At 42.0% G+C, this 18,438-nt stretch carries 15 protein-coding genes and 1 pseudogene; 7 read left to right on the forward strand and 9 right to left on the reverse strand.

What is annotated here, in order from left to right:
* The 3 genes from VFM80_RS03745 to VFM80_RS03755 all read left to right on the forward strand — a co-directional run.
* Positions 1 to 1,165, forward strand: a 1,165-nt coding sequence (locus tag VFM80_RS03745) for a TlpA family protein disulfide reductase (protein ID WP_395069692.1), incomplete at its 5' end; no start/stop codon positions are given.
* On the forward strand, positions 1,162 to 2,310 hold the full coding sequence (locus VFM80_RS03750; RefSeq protein WP_395069694.1) for a glycoside hydrolase family 3 protein: 1,149 nt from the start codon (positions 1,162 to 1,164) through the stop codon (positions 2,308 to 2,310). The genes VFM80_RS03745 and VFM80_RS03750, both read left to right, overlap by 4 nt.
* Positions 2,307 to 2,966 (forward strand): HD domain-containing protein, encoded by a 660-nt coding sequence (locus tag VFM80_RS03755; RefSeq protein ID WP_395069696.1) that lies wholly within the window; start codon positions 2,307 to 2,309, stop codon positions 2,964 to 2,966. The genes VFM80_RS03750 and VFM80_RS03755 overlap by 4 nt, the downstream gene beginning before the upstream one ends.
* Before the next feature lie 76 nt (positions 2,967 to 3,042).
* Here VFM80_RS03755 and VFM80_RS03760 read toward each other — a convergent pair whose 3' ends face one another.
* The 6 genes from VFM80_RS03760 to VFM80_RS03785 all read right to left on the reverse strand — a co-directional run bounded on the left by VFM80_RS03760 (position 3,043) and on the right by VFM80_RS03785 (position 12,329).
* Positions 3,043 to 4,308 (reverse strand): 6-bladed beta-propeller, encoded by a 1,266-nt coding sequence (locus VFM80_RS03760; RefSeq protein WP_395069698.1) that lies wholly within the window; start codon positions 4,306 to 4,308, stop codon positions 3,043 to 3,045.
* A complete protein-coding gene (locus VFM80_RS03765; protein WP_395069700.1) occupies positions 4,308 to 5,561 on the reverse strand; it encodes a 6-bladed beta-propeller in 1,254 nt (417 codons plus the stop codon). Before VFM80_RS03765 ends, VFM80_RS03760 begins: the two co-directional genes overlap by 1 nt.
* 24 nt (positions 5,562 to 5,585) lie before the next feature.
* Entirely contained in the window at positions 5,586 to 6,872 is a 1,287-nt protein-coding gene (locus tag VFM80_RS03770; protein ID WP_395069702.1) for a 6-bladed beta-propeller, read from the reverse strand.
* Entirely contained in the window at positions 6,872 to 8,164 is a 1,293-nt protein-coding gene (locus VFM80_RS03775; protein WP_395069704.1) for a 6-bladed beta-propeller, read from the reverse strand. The genes VFM80_RS03770 and VFM80_RS03775 overlap by 1 nt, the downstream gene beginning before the upstream one ends.
* Complete coding sequence (locus VFM80_RS03780) at positions 8,164 to 9,417, reverse strand: 6-bladed beta-propeller (RefSeq protein WP_395069706.1); 1,254 nt, start codon at positions 9,415 to 9,417, stop codon at positions 8,164 to 8,166. The genes VFM80_RS03775 and VFM80_RS03780 overlap by 1 nt, the downstream gene beginning before the upstream one ends.
* A 164-nt stretch (positions 9,418 to 9,581) precedes the next feature.
* Complete coding sequence (locus tag VFM80_RS03785) at positions 9,582 to 12,329, reverse strand: S9 family peptidase (protein ID WP_395069708.1); 2,748 nt, start codon at positions 12,327 to 12,329, stop codon at positions 9,582 to 9,584.
* Positions 12,330 to 12,439: 110 nt separating this feature from the next.
* Here VFM80_RS03785 and VFM80_RS03790 point away from each other — a divergent pair, with 110 nt between their 5' ends.
* Positions 12,440 to 13,012, forward strand: a complete 573-nt coding sequence (locus VFM80_RS03790; protein WP_395069710.1) for a DinB family protein — start codon at positions 12,440 to 12,442, stop codon at positions 13,010 to 13,012.
* A 59-nt stretch (positions 13,013 to 13,071) separates the two neighbouring features.
* Here VFM80_RS03790 and VFM80_RS03795 read toward each other — a convergent pair whose 3' ends face one another.
* Positions 13,072 to 13,539, reverse strand: a complete 468-nt coding sequence (locus tag VFM80_RS03795) for a sterol desaturase family protein (protein WP_395069712.1) — start codon at positions 13,537 to 13,539, stop codon at positions 13,072 to 13,074.
* 181 nt (positions 13,540 to 13,720) lie between these two features.
* On the opposite strand from VFM80_RS03795, the gene VFM80_RS03800 reads away from it, so the two are divergent.
* On the forward strand, positions 13,721 to 14,155 hold the full coding sequence (locus tag VFM80_RS03800) for a LexA family protein (RefSeq protein ID WP_395069714.1): 435 nt from the start codon (positions 13,721 to 13,723) through the stop codon (positions 14,153 to 14,155).
* Complete coding sequence (locus VFM80_RS03805) at positions 14,152 to 15,486, forward strand: Y-family DNA polymerase (RefSeq protein ID WP_395069716.1); 1,335 nt, start codon at positions 14,152 to 14,154, stop codon at positions 15,484 to 15,486. The genes VFM80_RS03800 and VFM80_RS03805 overlap by 4 nt, the downstream gene beginning before the upstream one ends.
* Before the next feature lie 112 nt (positions 15,487 to 15,598).
* On the opposite strand, the gene VFM80_RS03810 is transcribed toward VFM80_RS03805, so the two are convergent.
* Together VFM80_RS03810 and VFM80_RS03815 are read right to left on the reverse strand one after the other, a co-directional pair.
* The gene (locus VFM80_RS03810; protein ID WP_395069718.1) at positions 15,599 to 16,714 is read right to left on the reverse strand and encodes an NAD(P)/FAD-dependent oxidoreductase; all 1,116 of its coding nucleotides are present in this window, start codon (positions 16,712 to 16,714) and stop codon (positions 15,599 to 15,601) included.
* Positions 16,711 to 17,895 carry a M20 metallopeptidase family protein gene (locus tag VFM80_RS03815; protein WP_395069720.1) on the reverse strand — a complete coding sequence of 395 codons (1,185 nt, stop codon included), beginning with the start codon at positions 17,893 to 17,895 and terminating at the stop codon, positions 16,711 to 16,713. Before VFM80_RS03815 ends, VFM80_RS03810 begins: the two co-directional genes overlap by 4 nt.
* A 110-nt stretch (positions 17,896 to 18,005) precedes the next feature.
* Between VFM80_RS03815 and VFM80_RS03820 the strand changes: the two are divergent.
* Positions 18,006 to 18,438 (forward strand): annotated as a pseudogene (locus tag VFM80_RS03820) (hypothetical protein); the annotation flags it as partial.

An 18,438-nucleotide genomic window follows, 5' to 3' on the forward strand; every position in this document is an offset into this window, starting at 1 on the left:
CATCAATATCACCCGCTCTGATTTCCCGGAAAATGTTCAGGTTAAAGGATATTCAGGAAACTGGGGAGAACGTTACAACAACTATTTGAAAGAAATTGCCGGACTGGACTCACAAATCTTACAGGAAGTTGAAAAGGTCAAAGTTGGAGAGCCACACCGACTTACTGAACTCAGCAAGAAGAAGTATGAAATTGCTCAAAAGTATCTTCAAGACACTCCTTTTAATGAATACTATATGAAAGCTGTTGGGGAGCACCTGGTGTTTAAAGTCCGCTCTATCGAATACAATGATCGTAATTTTGATTCTTTTGATGCCGATTCTGCCCGGGAAGCCGTTTTTATGGAGGCCGATTCCCTTAATTTTTTCACCATTGAGTCGCTGAAAGCACAACGCGCCGGGATCCGGGATTTCGCTCATTATTATGCCCGCACTTTTGGCATCTATGACAGCGTGAAAGCCGAATATGGGATGGACTTGTCCGAGTATGATATCAAAAGAGTGGCTTACGAAGAGCTTAATGAAAAGCGTCTTCAGGTTTTGGATCATATAGAAAGCAGAGATGCCCTTGCCTATGCCCAGATGTACTTGGTAGCAGAGCGGATTGGGGAACTATCGCTTGAAACAGCCACTCCAAGTTATGAGGAATATCTGGAAGAATTCTCCGACTATCCGGAATACACCGAGTTTCTCACGTATTTCTACAACGAGATCGAATCCGTTTCCCCGGGTCAGCCGGCCGTTCCTTTTGCCATTCCTGATATTGACGGAAACATTCATACTATGGAAGATTATCGAGGTAAATTTGTATTGCTCGATTTCTGGGCGGGATGGTGTCAGCCTTGCCTGGAGGAGTTCCCACATATGCGGGAGATTTATGAACGTTACTCACGGGATGAACTTGAGATCGTGGCTATCTCCAACGAAGTTGACAGCCTTGTTTGGGTGCAAGACATCAAGCGATTTGATAATCCCTGGGTTCAACTTTACAGCGGTGATGGCTTTGATGAAAAGACGTTCACCGCTTATAAAGGCGGTGGAATCCCATTTTATATTTTAGTTGATCCGGATGGAAAAATTGCACGATATAACGATATTCGAGCCTCTTTTAATTTTACTACCGTCTTTGATTCCCTTTTAACTGAATACAAAAATTCACAACAATGATGCTTCGATTTTTACTTGCTTTACTATTGATACCCGGTATAGTTAGCTGCCAGGATTCTAAGCCTGAACCGGAAGAGATCATAGACTCCCAACGCCTTGGACAGATGATCGTAGTTGGGTTCAGAGGCACCGAGCTTTCTGAAGAAAGTACAATCTACAAAGATCTGACTGAACGAAATATTTCAGGAGTTGTCCTTTTTGATCGGGATGTCATTACAGGAAACCGAAGCCGTAATATTGAAAGTCCTTCACAGCTTATGCAGCTCACAAACCGATTGATCGCAGTGGCCCCCACCTCTCCTATTATTGCCGTTGATCAGGAAGGTGGATTGGTAAGCCGACTTAAAGAAAGTAAAGGATTCCCAAAGTCCGTTTCTGCTGAATATCTCGGAGATCTGGATAATGAAGATTCTACTCGTCATTACTCCCGACTGATGGCTCAGGAATTCATGGTCGTAAGCACCAATACAAACTTCGCTCCCGTCGTTGATGTAAATACTAATCCCGACAACCCCGTAATCGGAAAGCTGGAACGCAGTTTTTCATCTGATCCTGAGAAAGTAGCCGAACACGCCGGATATGTGATCGATGAGTACAGCAAAGAAGGAATTCTATCCGTATTAAAACACTTTCCCGGACACGGAAGCTCTACATCTGACAGTCACCTGGGCTTTACTGACGTAACGGATACCTGGGATGAATCTGAGCTCATTCCATACAAAGAACTCTTTGCTGAAAAAGAGATCCACGCCGTAATGACCGCCCATATCTTCAACGCCAACATCGATTCTCTTTGGCCGGCTACCTTATCCGATAAAACCATAAATGGGTTGCTCAGAGATTCATTGGGATTTGAAGGCGTGGTCTTTTCTGATGATATGCAAATGGACGCCATCCGGACTGAATATGGATTGGAAACAGCTATTGAAAAAGCCATTAATGCCGGAGTTGATATCCTGATATTTGGTAATAACTTAGTTTATGAAGAGGATATTGCCGAACGTGCCATCAACATCATTCAAAAACTGCTGGAAGAAGGAAAGATCTCAAAGGAAACAGTTGAGGCATCATTGGCCCGTATCGATAAACTGAAAGAAGAAGTGATCGCCCCACTTTGTACCTGCATGGATTTTTTGGATGAATGAGTAAAAAAGAAATTCTTTCTAAAACAGAAGCCTACGTCCGTAATAAGCTGGAAGGTGAAGGCAGCGGACATGACTGGTGGCATATTCACCGTGTCCGGAATACAGCACTGAAGCTTGGGCAGGAAGAAAAAGCCGATCTCTTTGTGGTAGAACTTGCTACCCTTCTCCATGACATAGCCGATCATAAATTTCATGGCGGGGATGAAGAAATTGGTCCTGCTACCGCCCGGGAATGGCTCTCTAATTTAAATACTGATGAATCAGTTATAAACCATGTTTGTGAGATCATCCGGGATGTTTCTTTCAAGGGAGCTGAGGTTGAAACACCGATGAAAACCATGGAAGGAAAAGTAGTGCAGGATGCCGACAGATTAGATGCCATAGGCGCTATCGGAATTGCCCGAGCGTTTGCGTACGGCGGACATAAAGGCCGTGAACTACACAACCCTAACATCCAGCCGGAAAGCCATGATTCTTTTGATAGCTATAAAAAAAGCGCCGGACCTACGGTCAATCATTTCTATGAAAAGCTGTTCCTACTCAAAGATCGGATGAACACTGCCTCCGGCCGCAAACTCGCAGAGCAGCGCCACCAATTTATGAAAGAATTTGTGGAACGATTCTTGGAAGAATGGGATGGAAATGATGAATTATGAATGCTAAATATTGAATTTTAAATTGAACCAATTCAACATTTCTAATTTCCATTCTGGCTCAGCGAGCCGTTGTACATTATCTTTCCGTCAGTTCAATTCGGTACTTGGCTACAAACTCAGTATCGGTTTCTTCATCCGTCTTTTTGCTGTAGAGATACCCATTTTTAATCTCCTGAATCGGCTGATCTCTTGGCCATTCGAATTTTGTAATAAGCTCCCCTGTTTCTTCCAGCACCCACCATTCATACACCTTCATATCTTCGACCGTTGTTGCGATCCAGAGCCGGTTTTGGTTGTCTATTTTCATGTCGGTGAGTACCGGCCAGTTTTCAGGCAGATCCATGGAGTTCATATCTTTAACAAACATATTCGAAACCTCAGCTTTCACAGCTGACTCCTCCGTTAAAGGTATTTTATCAAGCGGATGATAAAAGGCACTCTGATAAATTCCTTCCGGACTATACACTTTAATCAAAAAATGATCCGGTTCTGCTAAATAAATTCTGTTATCACTTAAAACTGCAATTAATGTCTCTCCAAAAAAGTCTTCAATAGGATAAATAAGTACCTCTAATACCGTACGTGTCTCGCTTGTATATTCGAACAGTTCTGATGTTATCATTCCGTTAGCATTCAGCAAATAAAGCAGACCTTTTACTTCCACATTTTGCCATTGCTGGTATCCCCGTGAACTACCTGATATAAATTTAGCTATATAGGTATCATTATCCCTCACGTATAATTCATCAATGGAGGGAAAAGCTCCTTTTAAGTTCTGATAATCTCTCCTGTTTCTGGCAAGGACGGTTGTGTTCCCGCTCCTTAAAGTGTCAAGGCTAAATATATTCACCCTGTTTTGACTAAAATCAAAGGCATACAAATTATCCTTACGAATTTGCAAACTTTTGATGGAACCAAATTCACTAGGCCCCCGGCCTTCTCTTCCAAGTTGATCTATGAATTCACCTCCCGATTCAAACACATGTACTATCTGCTTTTGTACATCTGCGATAAAAATACGCCCCAGACGGTCGACCGTTACATCTCCCATTACTCCGATTAGCACTTCTTTAGAATTACCATAAATGGCCTCTTTTGTGAACGAGATGGTTTTAGGGGGCTTCGTATCCGCCGAATAGACACTAAGATTTTTTAAGTGTTGGAACTCTTCCGGGACTTGATACTTTTCTTTAGAAGAACAAGCCGCAAAAAATAAAGCGATTAGTAAAAAAGAGTATTTAATCATTGTTTTATAAAATGTATCCGCTTTCAGAACGTCACGGATTGTTTCAATAGGTTTAACCACACTGACATCATTTAAAGCTACGAGACTGCAAATCATTACTTTTCCGTCAGTTCGATCCGGTACTTGACCACAAACTTAGCACCGGTTTCTTCATCCGTCTTTTTGCTGTAGAGATACCCATTTTTAATCTCCTGAATCGGCTGATCCCTTGGCCATTCGAATTTTGTAATAAGCTCCCCTGTTTCTTCCAGCACCCACCATTCATATACCTTCATATCTTCGATCGTTGTTGCGATCCAGAGCCGGTTTTGGTTGTCTATTTTCATGTCGGTGAGTACCGGCCAGGTTTCAGGCAATTCATCTATATTTTTCATATTTCTTATGAACAAGCCTGTTGAATCATATCTTTGTGCAGATTCTTGATTTAAAGATATTTTGGCTTTCGGATAATAGAAGGAATAGCTGTATGTCCCATCCATATTATATACCTTAATCAAAAAATTCTCTGGTTCGGCTATGAAAAACCTACCAGCGCCTTCTAAAATAGTTAACGTGCTGCCATAAAAAGAAGATACAGGAACAGATAAACCCTTGTAGTTTACTCTCGTATCTTCTTTAAAATCTATTAGCTTCTCCCCTACGATATTTCCAGATCTATCCAGAAGATAAATTGCTACCTCCGTTTCATTAGTTCCCCATTCTTTGGCTGCCTCAGATTTATTTGAAATAAACTCTGCAAGAAAGGATCCGTTGTCTCTTACATGTAATTCATGAATCCATGGAAACGCTGCTCCCAATTCGGGGTACTTGCTTCTGTTTCTTGCAAGCATGATAGTTTCTTTACTTGAGAATGAGCCTAAAGAAAATATATTTACTCTAAACTGAGCTGGATCAAATACATATAAATTATCACCAATAATTTGTAGCTTTCTAATATTATCAAATTCACCTGGCCCCCTTCCCTCTCTTCCAATGTGAGTTAAATACCGTCCATTAGGCTCAAAAACCTGTATTACTTTTTCCAGTCTATCCGCGATAAAAACACGACCCAAACTGTCTACGACGATATCTTCCATGTTAGCAAATAAAACATCTTCCGTATCACCAAAAACAGCTTCCTTTTTAAAGGATATGGTTTTCCCAGGCTGGGTATCCGCTGAATAGACACTAAGATTTTTTAAATGTTGGAACTCTTCCGGGACTTGATACTTTTCTTTAGAAGAACAAGCCGCTAAAAATAAAGCGATTAGTAAAAATGAATATTTAATCATTGTTTTATAAAATGTATCTGCTTTCAGAACGTCACGGATTGTTTCAATAAGTCCACCTATTAACCACACTGACATCATTTAAAGCTATAAGACTACAAATCATTACTTTTCTATCAGTTCAACTCGGTACTTGATTACAAACTCAGCACCGGTTTCTTCATCCGTTTCCTTGCTGTATAAGTGCCCATTTTTGATATCATATATGCGTTGATCTTTGGGAAGTACTAACTTTGCTAATAATTCTCCCGTTTCATTAAGAATCCACCATTCATAATACTCTCGCTCGGCACCTGCCGGCACCGCCACCCAAATTCTATTTTTATCGTCCACCATCAGTTTATCAACAACAGGAAAGTTTTCAGGAAGCTCTTCATCCATGGTTGCAAATGCTTTTTCTATATCTCCCACTTTGGGACTAAATAGTTGCGTTTTGGAGTATTCATTAAGATCAAAGGGCGAGCCTTGAATAGGATAATATATGGCAGACTGGTATTCACCCTTAGCATCGTACTTCTTGATCAAAAAATCGTTGGTCCAAACTGCGTATAGTGCGTCTTCATGGGACAGAGCGGTTAGAGTTGTACCCAGAAATGTTATTGGCATGGTGGGTCGAATCGATTGCCCAACCTTAATCCTAAAACCATATGGAAAAACAAGAGGTTCTGCACTAACTTTATTACCTGCATGGTCCATCACTTGGTATTTAGATTCCAGCCTGCCAGGTTTAGAACGATTCTCAGAAAAAACCAATAGATAATTTCCATCGTTTCTGGCCTCAATATATCCAAATCTCAATCCATCACCGCTTTTCCAGTTCTCAAGAAGTATTGAACGCATAAAAGAATAATCCTTTGTTGAATATTCATTCAGGCGCTGGCTGGTGTAATCCAAAACGAATACTTTCCCAGCTTTCGCTTGGATGCCAACTATATTACCATACTCGCCAGGCCCCCTGCCTTGTCTCCCCAACTGAGCATGGTAGGTTCCATAAGCATTATATACATGAAGAATCTGTTCATAGTTTGCGTCCGCACTGTGGATGATTACCCCTCCGTGATCATCTACAACACAACCAAGGATCCGTGTGAGATAAGGCTCTCCCGTTTCACCAAAAGATTGCGCCGGTATGAGTGCTATCGAATACAACGGCTCAGAATCTCCGGGAAAAATGGTCAGGTTTTCAACTTCCTGAATGTGCTGGGGAATTTCATCAAGGACACGATTAGGTTCTATCTTTTCGGCTTGTTCTGGCAGTTCTGTTGGAACAGCCTTTTCCGGTTTGGAATTATCTGAGCATTGAATGAGAGAAAAGCATAGAAATATACTTAGTAATAATCTTTTGGAATATTTCATGGATGGTATCATAAGGCCATCTAGGCTGCTCTTCATTACTTTTCCGTCAGTTCAATTCGGTACTTGGCTACAAACTCATCACCGGATTCTTCATCCGTTTCCTTGCTGTATAAGTGCCCATTTTTAATGTCATAAATCGCTTGGTCACGAGGGAGCAACACCTTGGCAAGCAGTTCACCATTCTCCTCAAGTATCCACCACTCATATGTTTCACGGCTTGAACTTGTTGGTAAGGCAACCCAAATCCTATTTTCATCATCAATAATTAATCTGTCAATTACCGGAAGTCTATCGGGTATGTCAATTCCATCAGCTGATAAAGCTTTTTCAATCTCACGTACATTAGGACTAAAAACAGCGGATTTAGTATAGTCTTCAAGTATAAACGGGACACCTAGTATCGGATAATAAATGGCAGATTGGTATTTACCATTGCTATCATATTTTTTGATTAAAAATTCGCGGGACCAATTAGTAAACAGTTCATCTCTCTGGGAAAGCTCTGTTCTTGTTGTACCCAAAAATGTTAAAGGCATTGTGGGAGTGGGAAGCTTTGATTTGCCAGTGGTAATCTTATATCCAACCGGAAATCTAAGTGGTTCAAAATTCACTTCTTTTCCTTCATTGTCTTTAGCCATTTGTATAATTTCCTGAGTGCCAAATTTAGACCTATGATTTGAAAATGTTACATGATAGTTATCATCATATCTAGGTTCTACAGAACTGAATTTGAAGTTCTCCGGCGCTTTCCATTCCTCAAATAATATGGACCGCGTGATCTTATAATCTAATGAGGAGTACTCATTCAGTCTTTGGCTTGTATAATCCAATACAAATATGATATTATTTTTGGAATAAATACCAAGTATAATACCATACTCTCCAGGCCCCTTTCCCTGGCGTCCGAGTTTGGAACGGAAAGTTCCATCAGAATCAAATATAAACAACTGCTGCTCATAATTAGAATTGGCACTCCTGACAATTACCCTTCCCTGATCATCCACAACAGACCCATAAATTTTTACCAAATACGGCTCGCCTGTTTCTCCATAGGTTTGTTCCTGGATCAAGTCTATCGAATACAACGGTTCAGAATCTCCCGGAAAGATGGCCAGATTTTCAACTTCCTGAATGTGCTGGGGAATTTCATCAAGGACACGATTAGGTTCTATCTTTTCTGCTTGTTCTGCCAGTTCTGTTGGAACAGCATTTTCCGGCTTGGAATTATCTGAGCATTGAATAAGAAAAAAGCATAGAAATATGCTCAGTAATAATCGTTTAGAAGAATTCATGAATGGTGTCATAAGGCTATCAAGGCTTCTCTTCATTACTTTTCGGTCAGTTCAATTCGATACTTAACCACATACTCAGTACCCGTTTCTTCATTCATTTTTTCACTGTATAAGTGCCCATTTTTGATCTCATATATGCGTTGAGCTTTGGGGAGCACTAACTTTGCCAACAATTCTCCCCCTTCATTGAGTATCCACCATTCATAATACTCGCGCTGCGCACCTGCCGGCACCCCCACCCACATTCTGTTTTCATCGTCCACCTTCAATATGTCAATAACGGGAAATGTTTCCGGCAAACCTTCATCCATGTTTGAAAATGCTTCTTTTATATCCCGCGCTTTAGGGCTAAAAAGTTGCGTTTTGATGTATTCATCAAGATCAAAAGCAGAGCCTGTGATTGGATAATAAATGGCAGATTGATATACGCCTGCGGCATCATACTTCTTAATCAAAAAGTCCCTGTTCCAAACAGTATAAAGTGCGTCCTCATGCGAAAGTGCTGTAACAGTTCTACCCAAAAATGATATAGTTGACATAGTGGGCTGACTTGATTGCCCGACCTTGATCCTAACATCATGCGGAAAAACAAGAGGCTCTGCATTAACTGCATTACCTTCATCGTCCATCACCTGGAATTTAAATTCCAGCCTGCCAAGTTTTGAACCATCGTCAAAAAATACCAAAAGATAATTCCCATCATTTCTTGCCTCAACATATCCAAATCTTAATCCATCATCATTCTTCCAATTCTCAAAAAGAATCGAGCGCACAAAAGAATAATCCTTTGTTGAGTATTCATTCACACGCTGATTGTTATAATCCATCATAAAGATTTTTTCGGCTTTCGCCTGCAATCCAATTATATGACGATACTCACCAGGCCCTGCTCCATGTCTGCCTATCTGGGTATGGTAGCTTCCATCAGCATTAAATACATGAAGAATCTGTTCATAGTTTGGGCGGCTTGTATTTTTGATGATCACCCTTCCCTTATCATCTACGATACAATCAAGAACTTGAGTTAAATAAGGCTCTCCGGTTTTGCCAAAAGATAGCACAGGGATTAATTCAACAGAATACAACGGCTCTGAATCGCCGGGGAATATAGTCAGGCTATCCACCGACTGAATATGTTGGGGAATTTCATCGAGAACGCGAATATGACCTGTGACTTCCGCTTGCTTGACCGGTACCGGGGGTATTTTCTTCGGCCTGGGATTATCTGAGCAGTGAATAAGAAAAAAGCATAGAAATATGAACAGTAATAATCGTTGGGAATATTTCATTGATGGTATCATAAAGTTTAAAAATAAAGGAGTCTTCCTGAGAAAAGCCTCCCGGATAAAAATTCTGCTATAGTTTACTCGCTCCATATGCTCAACGCCGGAGCGAAAGTTAATTTGGAATTCCTCAATTCAATGTTGGATATTTGATGTTCCTTGATGGATGTTCAATCCCCCTGATACGCTTCTCCTTCAATAATCCACTCAGGCTCACCTTCGCCTTTCAGGTAATAATCGAAATACTCCTTCATACGGATGGTGTAATCCAAGCGGTTTTCTATTCTTTGGGGGTGATGCGGCTCATCATGATACTGCAGGAAGATCACATCTTTGTTGTAGCGACGCATAGCCAGATACATCTCAATACTTTGCTCCCAGGGCACGGCGCCGTCATCATCACCATGCATGATCAGCATCGGAGTGTTGATCTTATCCGCATAAAAGACAGGAGAATTTTCGATGTAGACAAGCGGCGCCTCCACTAATGTTTTTCCTATTCGACTTTGTGTTTTTTCGTACTGAAACTGTCGGGCCATCCCAGATCCCCAGCGAATTCCACTGTAGGCACTTGTCATATTACTTACCGGAGCACCGGAAACGGCCGCATCAAAAATATCGGTTTGAGTAACCATAAATGCGGTTTGATATCCACTCCACGAATGTCCGTGCAGACCTAATTTATCTGCATCAGCGATTCCCATTTCGATCAGCTTATGAATTCCCGGAACCAGACTCTTCGTAGCTGAAAATCCCGGGCGCCCGACCTCAAAGCGAATATCCGGAAGGAATACCACGTATTCATCACTCACGTACTGCGCAAACACCGGACGGTGATTGGTCTTCGGTTCGTTGAAATCATGCAGGCGATCTGTAAAGAACCGATAGTAATAAGTCATGATCGGATAGCGCTTATTAGGGTCGTAATTGTCCGGCTTAATGACCACTCCCTGTATGAATTTACCATCCAAACTCAGCCAGTCTATGAGTTCAGCACTTCCCCAATTCCATTTTTCTTTGAGATCTTCATGCATATGTGTGAGCTTGCTTGTACGATCGAATCTCCAGTTATTGGCCACCCAGATATTTGGGAATTCATCATAGGCTTCACGTTTATAGAGCACCGTATTGGCATCTTCTGCCTTTTGCACAAATGTGAATTTCTTATCCTCTTCCAGTAGTCGGCTTACCCCTGAACGATTTGCCTGTGCTGAATAAAATCCAAAATTCTTATCTATATCGTGATAGGAAGTCAGCAACAGCTCTTCATTACTTCCAAATGCCTCTCCCCAGTCTTTGTTCATTTCCTCAATGCGGAAAATACGTTTGGCTTCACGGCCTTCCCCATCGGTGATATTTCTTGAATTACCGGTTGAGGTTTCAAATCGCCAGATATCGTATTTGTCGTAGATCATCACGGCAGCATCATTTTCAATCCATCCGGCCACGCCATACCCCGGCACATCCGATGGGTAATCATGATCTTCATTATAGAATGGCACCTCGATGTCTTCCGTCAGGTTCTGAGTTTCTCCGGATTCCGTATCCATCAGGTACCAATGCTTGTCGTGATAATAAACAGCAAACTTTCCTTCCGGCGACAGATTCACCCATCCCCCAAAATGCTCCAAAAATTGCTTTCGTTCACCGGTAGTCAGATCTACTGTATAATAATCACGATAGGTACCGTCCCATGTACGCTCTTTCATATACGGCGTATCGTCGCTTCCCAAAGCTAGATCAGGATTGTGCACTACACTCACATCCGGCATTTCATGGTCGGCCAGCTGCACCCACTCGTTTCTATCGAAATGATACACAGCGGTATAAAGATGGTTTTTCCGGGAATTCCAGGTATTCTTTTCATGTGTTTTGATAAGGGGATCATCTCCGTGCCAGATATCAAGTCCGCGATCATCCGTAATTTCCTCTATGTCATAGATATCAATCTCTTCTTCATCTTCATTCTCTTTTTTAGATTCGACATCTGCCATTTCTGCATCCATGAATCCAAAGAACAAGCGATTCCCATCGTTGGTAAAGGTGAGGCGGTTGTTGGATCGAAGCGTGAATCCCTCGTTGCCCTCATCAGAGTTCAGTAAAGTCACAAGCTCATTATTTCCGGCATTCCAAATATGGATCGAGGCATCACTTTCCACAAAAGAAGTATCGTATGTTGCTTTGGTGAATGCCAGTTTTTGCAGGTCGTGATCCCAGGTTAGGTTCGTATAAAATCCACTCTCGGCTGCATCAATCAAGCGGGTTTCCTCAGAATTCAGATCGAAAAGGTACAAGCCATTCATGGAATCAGAAGTATCCACCACGGAGTAGGCCAGGTAATTGGAAAGGCTGTCAAAAGCCACTTCCCTGACAAATGGAATATCATAGACATCTCCTGAGGAAAGATTTTTCAACAGAAGTTTGGTGCCCAGTTTTTTATTCCTGGATTTCAGGTCCTCTACTTTTTTACTCTGCATGTGATGAACAGCCAGCCAACTCCCGTTTTCCGAAAACCGGAAAGCACGCACGCTGTCAAATTCTGTTATCTCACCACTATTAGTCGCTAACAATGAAAGTCCCTGCTGCGGTTTATCATTACCTTCCTTCAGCTGCTCGGCCAGCGGTACTTTTCTGAAAGCTGCTACCCAGGCGCCGTTTGGTGTGATGCCCGGAGAGGCTCCCAACTCAATGGAATAGGAATTACGTCCGTTGGTGCTTTTCACCTCAACTTTTCCATCACCGTAATCCGGCCATACTTCATAGACTACCCAATTGCCATTTTCGGAGAGCTCAATGGAACCAATGTCTTCAAATTTCATAACATCTTCGAAACTCAAGACTCCCTGAGCCGTAACCGAAGTAGTGAGTATCAGAGCAATCATTAAAACAAAACAGTAGCGTATTTTCAGAGAAATCATAGATCTATAATTAGTTTTTGTATAATGCTTGAAAGAAAATGCATTCCGACATCAGATGAAATATTTATTCTGAATCTTTTGGATAATTTTACCAGACTTAATTTCCTGTTATGAGAAACTCAGATTACACCTACGATTACTTCTTAGAGGCTTTCGATAAAGCTAAACAAACCGCTTCGGACTTAACTGAAAGCGTGTCCGAAGAAGTGTTTCTGCAAAAACCGGCCGAGGATAAATGGTGTATGGGAGAAATTTTGAGTCATTTGATAGAGGCCGGAAACGAGTATAAATCCCAGATCAGAAAGGCGCTTGATAAACCGGATGATCGGCTTGCAAAGGGAACCGGCCCATTCACCCCAAATTTCGCTTTTCGATGGTTTATTGGTCAGGTGAGCCCTGAAAATCGCAGAAAGCTTCCCACCGTTTCATCCTTTAAACCGGTTCAGGCCGAACAGATCAGCAAGCAAAAAGTATTAAATGATTTCCTGAAACTGCAAGACGAGCTGATCCATTTTTTGAAGAAGGCAAAGCTGGAAGGTCTGGATCTGAATCGGGTAAGATCCTGGAATCCCGTTCTGAAAATTGTACCCATGTCACTTACTGCTTTCTTTGGTGTACTGGAAGCCCATCAGCGTCGTCATTTTGAGCAAATGGAAGAGTTAAGGGAACGGTTTAACCAATAGTTCATTCCAACGCAGAGTGTCAGGAACAAGGTAAAGAATGAGTTTTAGGATGGCTAAATTTACCGGTCAAACTTCCGTTCCCGCTCGGGATACTTGTCATAAGGAAACAGAAATAATCCGTAGGGCTCGTTTCCTTCTTTCCCCACATCCTGATGGTGCCGCTGATGAGCTCTTCGGATCAATTTCATGATCTTGCTATCGCTGCTGAAGGGTATAAATCTTTTATGGGCAAACAGATCGTGAATGATAAAATATAACACCCCGTAAACGGCAATTCCGGCACCAACCCCAAAAGCCGCGGAAGTAAACATCACACTCGCACCATCTGCCATCAGCCAGATCGATATACCCGCAAAGAACAATGAAAAAATATCGTTTAGCTCAAACAAACCATGATCCGGTTTGTGATGTGATTCGTGAATTCTCCATAGCAATCCATGAAAAAGCCAGCGGTGTACGCAATAAGAAACTATTTCCATCCCAATAAATCCAACGATGATAAACCCGAATAAATAAAGCCAGTCCATAATTTTACGTTCTAATTCGTATTAAAAAGTTTAAACCACAGCGTCGCAACATCTTATGTTTTTGCCCACCGATAACATGATTTTTCTTCATCAATCCAACTTATTTTTTGAGATAATAGTTTAAAGTTTCAAAGACTACACATATATTACACATGTAATTTATAAAATCAGCGAGGCTTTCATGGAGGGACTTAAAATATATCAGGGCGGATCGGAAAAAAAGCCGAAATATGAGACGAAGCTTTCACAAAAAGCAGAAACCGGTTTTGTATCGCCGGCCGCCGATCATCTTCAAAAACCGCTGGACCTGGAAGAACTGATCGTCTATCATCCGGCAGCAACATTTTATGTTCGTGCTGAAGGTAATGCAATGCAGGCATCGGGTATCCATGACGGAGATATTCTGGTAGTTGACCGGAGTCTTCACGCAAGGGATGGAACCATTGTGATAGCCGCGATCGAAGAAGAACCTGTAATTCGGAGGCTGATTAAGAGAGGGTCCCGACTATTTTTGATCTCGGATGCCCCTAAATACGAACCCATCACCATTCACCCGGACACCAATTGGATGATCTGGGGCGTGGTTACACACGTCGTACATCGGTATATGCCATGATCATTGAACCCCGATCCTTCAACAACCGAAGTTCTATTGCTTATGCGATGATCGACTGCAATAACTTTTATGCATCCTGTGAGCGGGTCTTCAATCCGAAGTTGGAAGGGAAACCCATTGTCATCCTTTCCAATAATGATGGATGTGTGATCGCAAGGTCGGAAGAAGCCAAAGATCTGGGAGTTCCCATGGGTGCCCCCGAATTCAAATACCGGAAATTCTTCAAACAGAACAGTGTTGTGGTACGGTCTTCTAATTATCCTCTTTATGGGGATATGTCGCGGCGGGTGATGGAAACACTCCGGCACCTTACCCACGACATCGAGGTTTACAGTATTGACGAGGCTTTTGCTGAGCTTTCTACAAATACCTATTCTGATCTTAAAGAGTATGGTAAGATGATCAAAGAGACGGTTTATCAGTGGACAGGACTTCCCGTCTCTGTGGGAATAGCTCCAAGTAAAACCCTGGCCAAAATTGCGAATGAAACAGCTAAAAGAAATCTCACCTATAACGGCGTACTCAATTTATGTGATAACCCGGGAACCGATCATATTCTCAAAAAAATGCCTTTGCAAAAAGTATGGGGAGTCGGACATGCACTTACCGTCAGGCTCAATCGTTTCGAGATCAAAACGGCTTACGATCTAAAACAGAAAATCGATAACAAACGCTGGGTTCGAAAACATCTAAATGTGACCGGATTGCGAACGGTACTGGAACTGAATGGTTTACCCTGCTTGAAATTAAGTGAAGCGCTGGAATCGAGAAAAGGCATTCTTACCTCCAGAATGTTTGGAAAACCATTGTTTGACCCTAAAGAAATCGAAGAAGCCGTTTCCACTTATATTTCACGGGGTGCCGAAAAATTGAGGGCACAGGGTTCAGTAGCAACCAATCTTCAGGTCATGTTGATCGGTGATAAATTCAAGGATCCAAAATCAAAATATAAATACGGGGCTTATACTTCATTTAAGGTGCCAACCGCGCATACGCCAACGCTTATTCATGCCGGAAAACATCTCACAAGATCCGTTCATCTCCCCAACACTAAATACAAGAAAGCCGCTATCATACTAACCGGACTCGTTCCCCACAGTGAAATTCAAATGGACCTCTTTGATCCTGAACTTTACACTCAACAGCAATTTCAATTGATGGCCTGTATCGACCAAATTAACATCAAACACGGAAGAAATACCGCCGCTTTTGCCGCAACAGGATTACACCGAAAGAATGAGGAGGAAGCTTCCTGGAAAATGAATCAGAACTTTTTGAGCAAGCGATATACCACAGAATGGGAGGATATTTTGGTGGTTAAAGCAAAATGAGAGTTGAGAATTGATAGAGTGATAGGGTGATATTGGCAATAGAAAATACCAACCCTATAATCTGCATCCTTGTTAGCCCGACATAACCTGTTTTTATATCTCCATCACTTTATCAACTCTCAACTCTCAATAACTCTGAAGCTTCTTTGCCGAGTTGCATTCCGAGAGCTACACCCATCCCGCTTAATCCGGCTACTACGATCGCTTTATCCGAAATGCGTTTTAGTATAGGACTTTTGGTTGGAGTGAACCCCATGATACCCGACCATTCGATTTCGACCTCCCATCCCTGAGGAAGTTTTAAAACGTCGTTTGCAAAGCTTAAAAGATGGTTTTTGATCTTTTCGTTGGTCCCAAATTCAGTTGTTGTTTCAACATCAATGTCCAAACTTCGAGCTCCTCCAAGCAATAACTGATCATTTCCAACACCTCTGAAATAGTAGTAACCGGCATCATAGTGGTAGGTGCCCTTCCATTTAAAATCGGGAATGGGTTTAGTTACTAAGACAAATCCGCGTCCGGGTTTGATCTTTATATCACCCAGTAATTTTGAAGTAAATGAATTTGTAGCGACGGCCAGCTGACGCCCTTTCAGTTCTATTCCATTTTCTAAAAGAATACTTCCTTCATTCTGCCTGATCTCTGACACCGGCGACTGCCACCGAAATTCTACTCCAAGTTTCAGATTCTTTTCATAAAGGGTTCGCATCATTTTTCCGGGATGGAGGCAGCCTTCGTGCTTTATACTTATAGCAGGAAATCCATTGTGTTCAGTTGCCCCATACACATCATTAACTCCGGCCGCCTCGTTCAGCCATCGATTGCAAGTATCAAGATGAGCAAGCGCCTCCTTATATACTTTTTGATCCGTAAAGATCTCGTATGCACCGGGCTCCCTGTATTCGATATTTTTATCACCCAGCGTATTTCTCAGCAACTTCAACCCGTTGAAACGCCGTCGTATTCGGTCTATGATCTTCGGCTCTTCTTCGATCTTCATATCTGCCATGTGTTCGGTAACTGATCCGAAACAGGCAAAACCCGCATTTCTTGTACTAGCACCAATGGGGAAGAATCCCCGGTCAACAACCAATACCTTTTCTTCGGGATGAGATCCTTTATAAAAATGAGCTATCGATTGACCGGTAAGTCCGGCTCCAATAACGATCAGGTCAAATTCCCCGTCATATAATTCCGATTCCCAAAAAGAACGTTCTGCATTTATCATTGGTGATCAAAAACTAAGGATACCATTAAGGGTGTTGCGACTTCGAAAAAACGATCATCCACGTTGTATTTTGGATGATGCCACGGATAGAGTGAATCTGCCTCTTCACTTCCGCTTCCCACAAAAAAGAAAGCGCCGGGAAAGTGCTGTTGATAAAAAGCGAAATCTTCTCCAGCCATCACGGGACGTTTCATCTCTATTGCTGAACCCTTGCCAAATAGTTTTTCCATGGAACTTAAAACCGTCTGTGCTTCTTTTTCAGCATTAATAACCGCCGGATATCCACGATTAAATTTAAAGTTATATCCTCCTCCAGCCGATTCCGTAATTCCTTTGGCAAGCGACTCCAACTTTTCAATCACCAAATTTTCGGTATCCGGGGATAAAGTCCGGGCGGTTCCCCATAACTTCACTTTCTCGGGAATGATGTTGTGAGCCGTCCCTCCTTCGATCTTACCGATCGTCACCACTACAGGTTCTGTGGGATCTACATTCCGGCTGGCTATGGTCTGTATCGCATTGATATACTGCGACGCTAAAACAATAGGGTCCACTGCTTCGTGGGCACGGGCCGCATGGCCTCCTTTTCCAATAATTTCGACCTCGAATTCTGACGTTGATGCCATTAAGGGACCGGCTTTCGTGGCTATGGTTCCCGGTTTATTCATGGGCGAGGTGTGAATGCCATATATAGCTTCCACATTTTGCTTCTGAAGAAATCCGGTTTCACTAAGCAATTTTCCACCTCCGGGCAGTTTTTCTTCTCCCGGTTGAAATACCAGCAACACTTTCCCCTCAATTTCACTTTGAAGTTCTTTTAAAATTTTCGCCGCTGTTAGCAAATTAGAAGTGTGGGCATCATGTCCGCAGCAATGAGCGACTCCATTATTCTGGGATATGAATTCTTTTTTCGCATCTCCCTCTTCTGAAATCGGCAATGCATCAATATCAGCACGCAAGGCAATCACCCGATTTGATTTCTTCCCTCCCTCTAAAATACCCACACAGCCTGTCTCAAGTGGACTTTCATGGGGAATTCCCAATTTATCCAACTCACTTTTTATAAACTTTGTAGTCTCAAATTCTTTGAAGCTTACTTCAGGATGTTGATGCAAATAGCGCCGTGTTGATATCGCATCCGAAATGTATTTTTCAGATAGTTTCTTAATTTTGGAGTGCATGCTTTTGAGCGTGAATTATATTTTATCGGATAATAAGGATATTATAGGAGTTGACGTAACCTTTTAAGCCAACAACCGTACTTGAATTGGCTACTTAAATTGAAGGACTTATGAAATCATCATCTTGGGAAATTATTATCGCCGGGTTTCTTTTTGTTGGACTCGGAATCTACCTCATTGAGGTAAATTCTTCTAATTCAAATCCTCCGAAAGCGCCTATACCTCCTGACAGTATCCGGCATAATCTGGATGGAAGTAATCTCAGAGTTATTGAATTAAAAAGCCTGGAGAATCTCAAAAACTTAGAGAATCTGGAAAACCTGAAGAATCTTCGAAATCTCGAGAATCTTAAAAACCTAACTAATTTTTTACCTGCCGAAATTCGAACGGAGTTTGAGAAAGAGATCGATGAGGTCATGAAAGAGTTTGACCAGGAAAGTGTAAATGTTGTTTTAAATTCTGAAGAAGGTACGATCTCAATAAACCGAAACCTTTCGGCCGAACCGGGCAATTGGACCGCTGTTTCTCCCGGCGTATTTGCTT

The sequence above is a fragment of the Gracilimonas sp. genome, from assembly GCF_035704785.1.
GTDB lineage: Bacteria > Bacteroidota > Rhodothermia > Balneolales > Balneolaceae > Gracilimonas.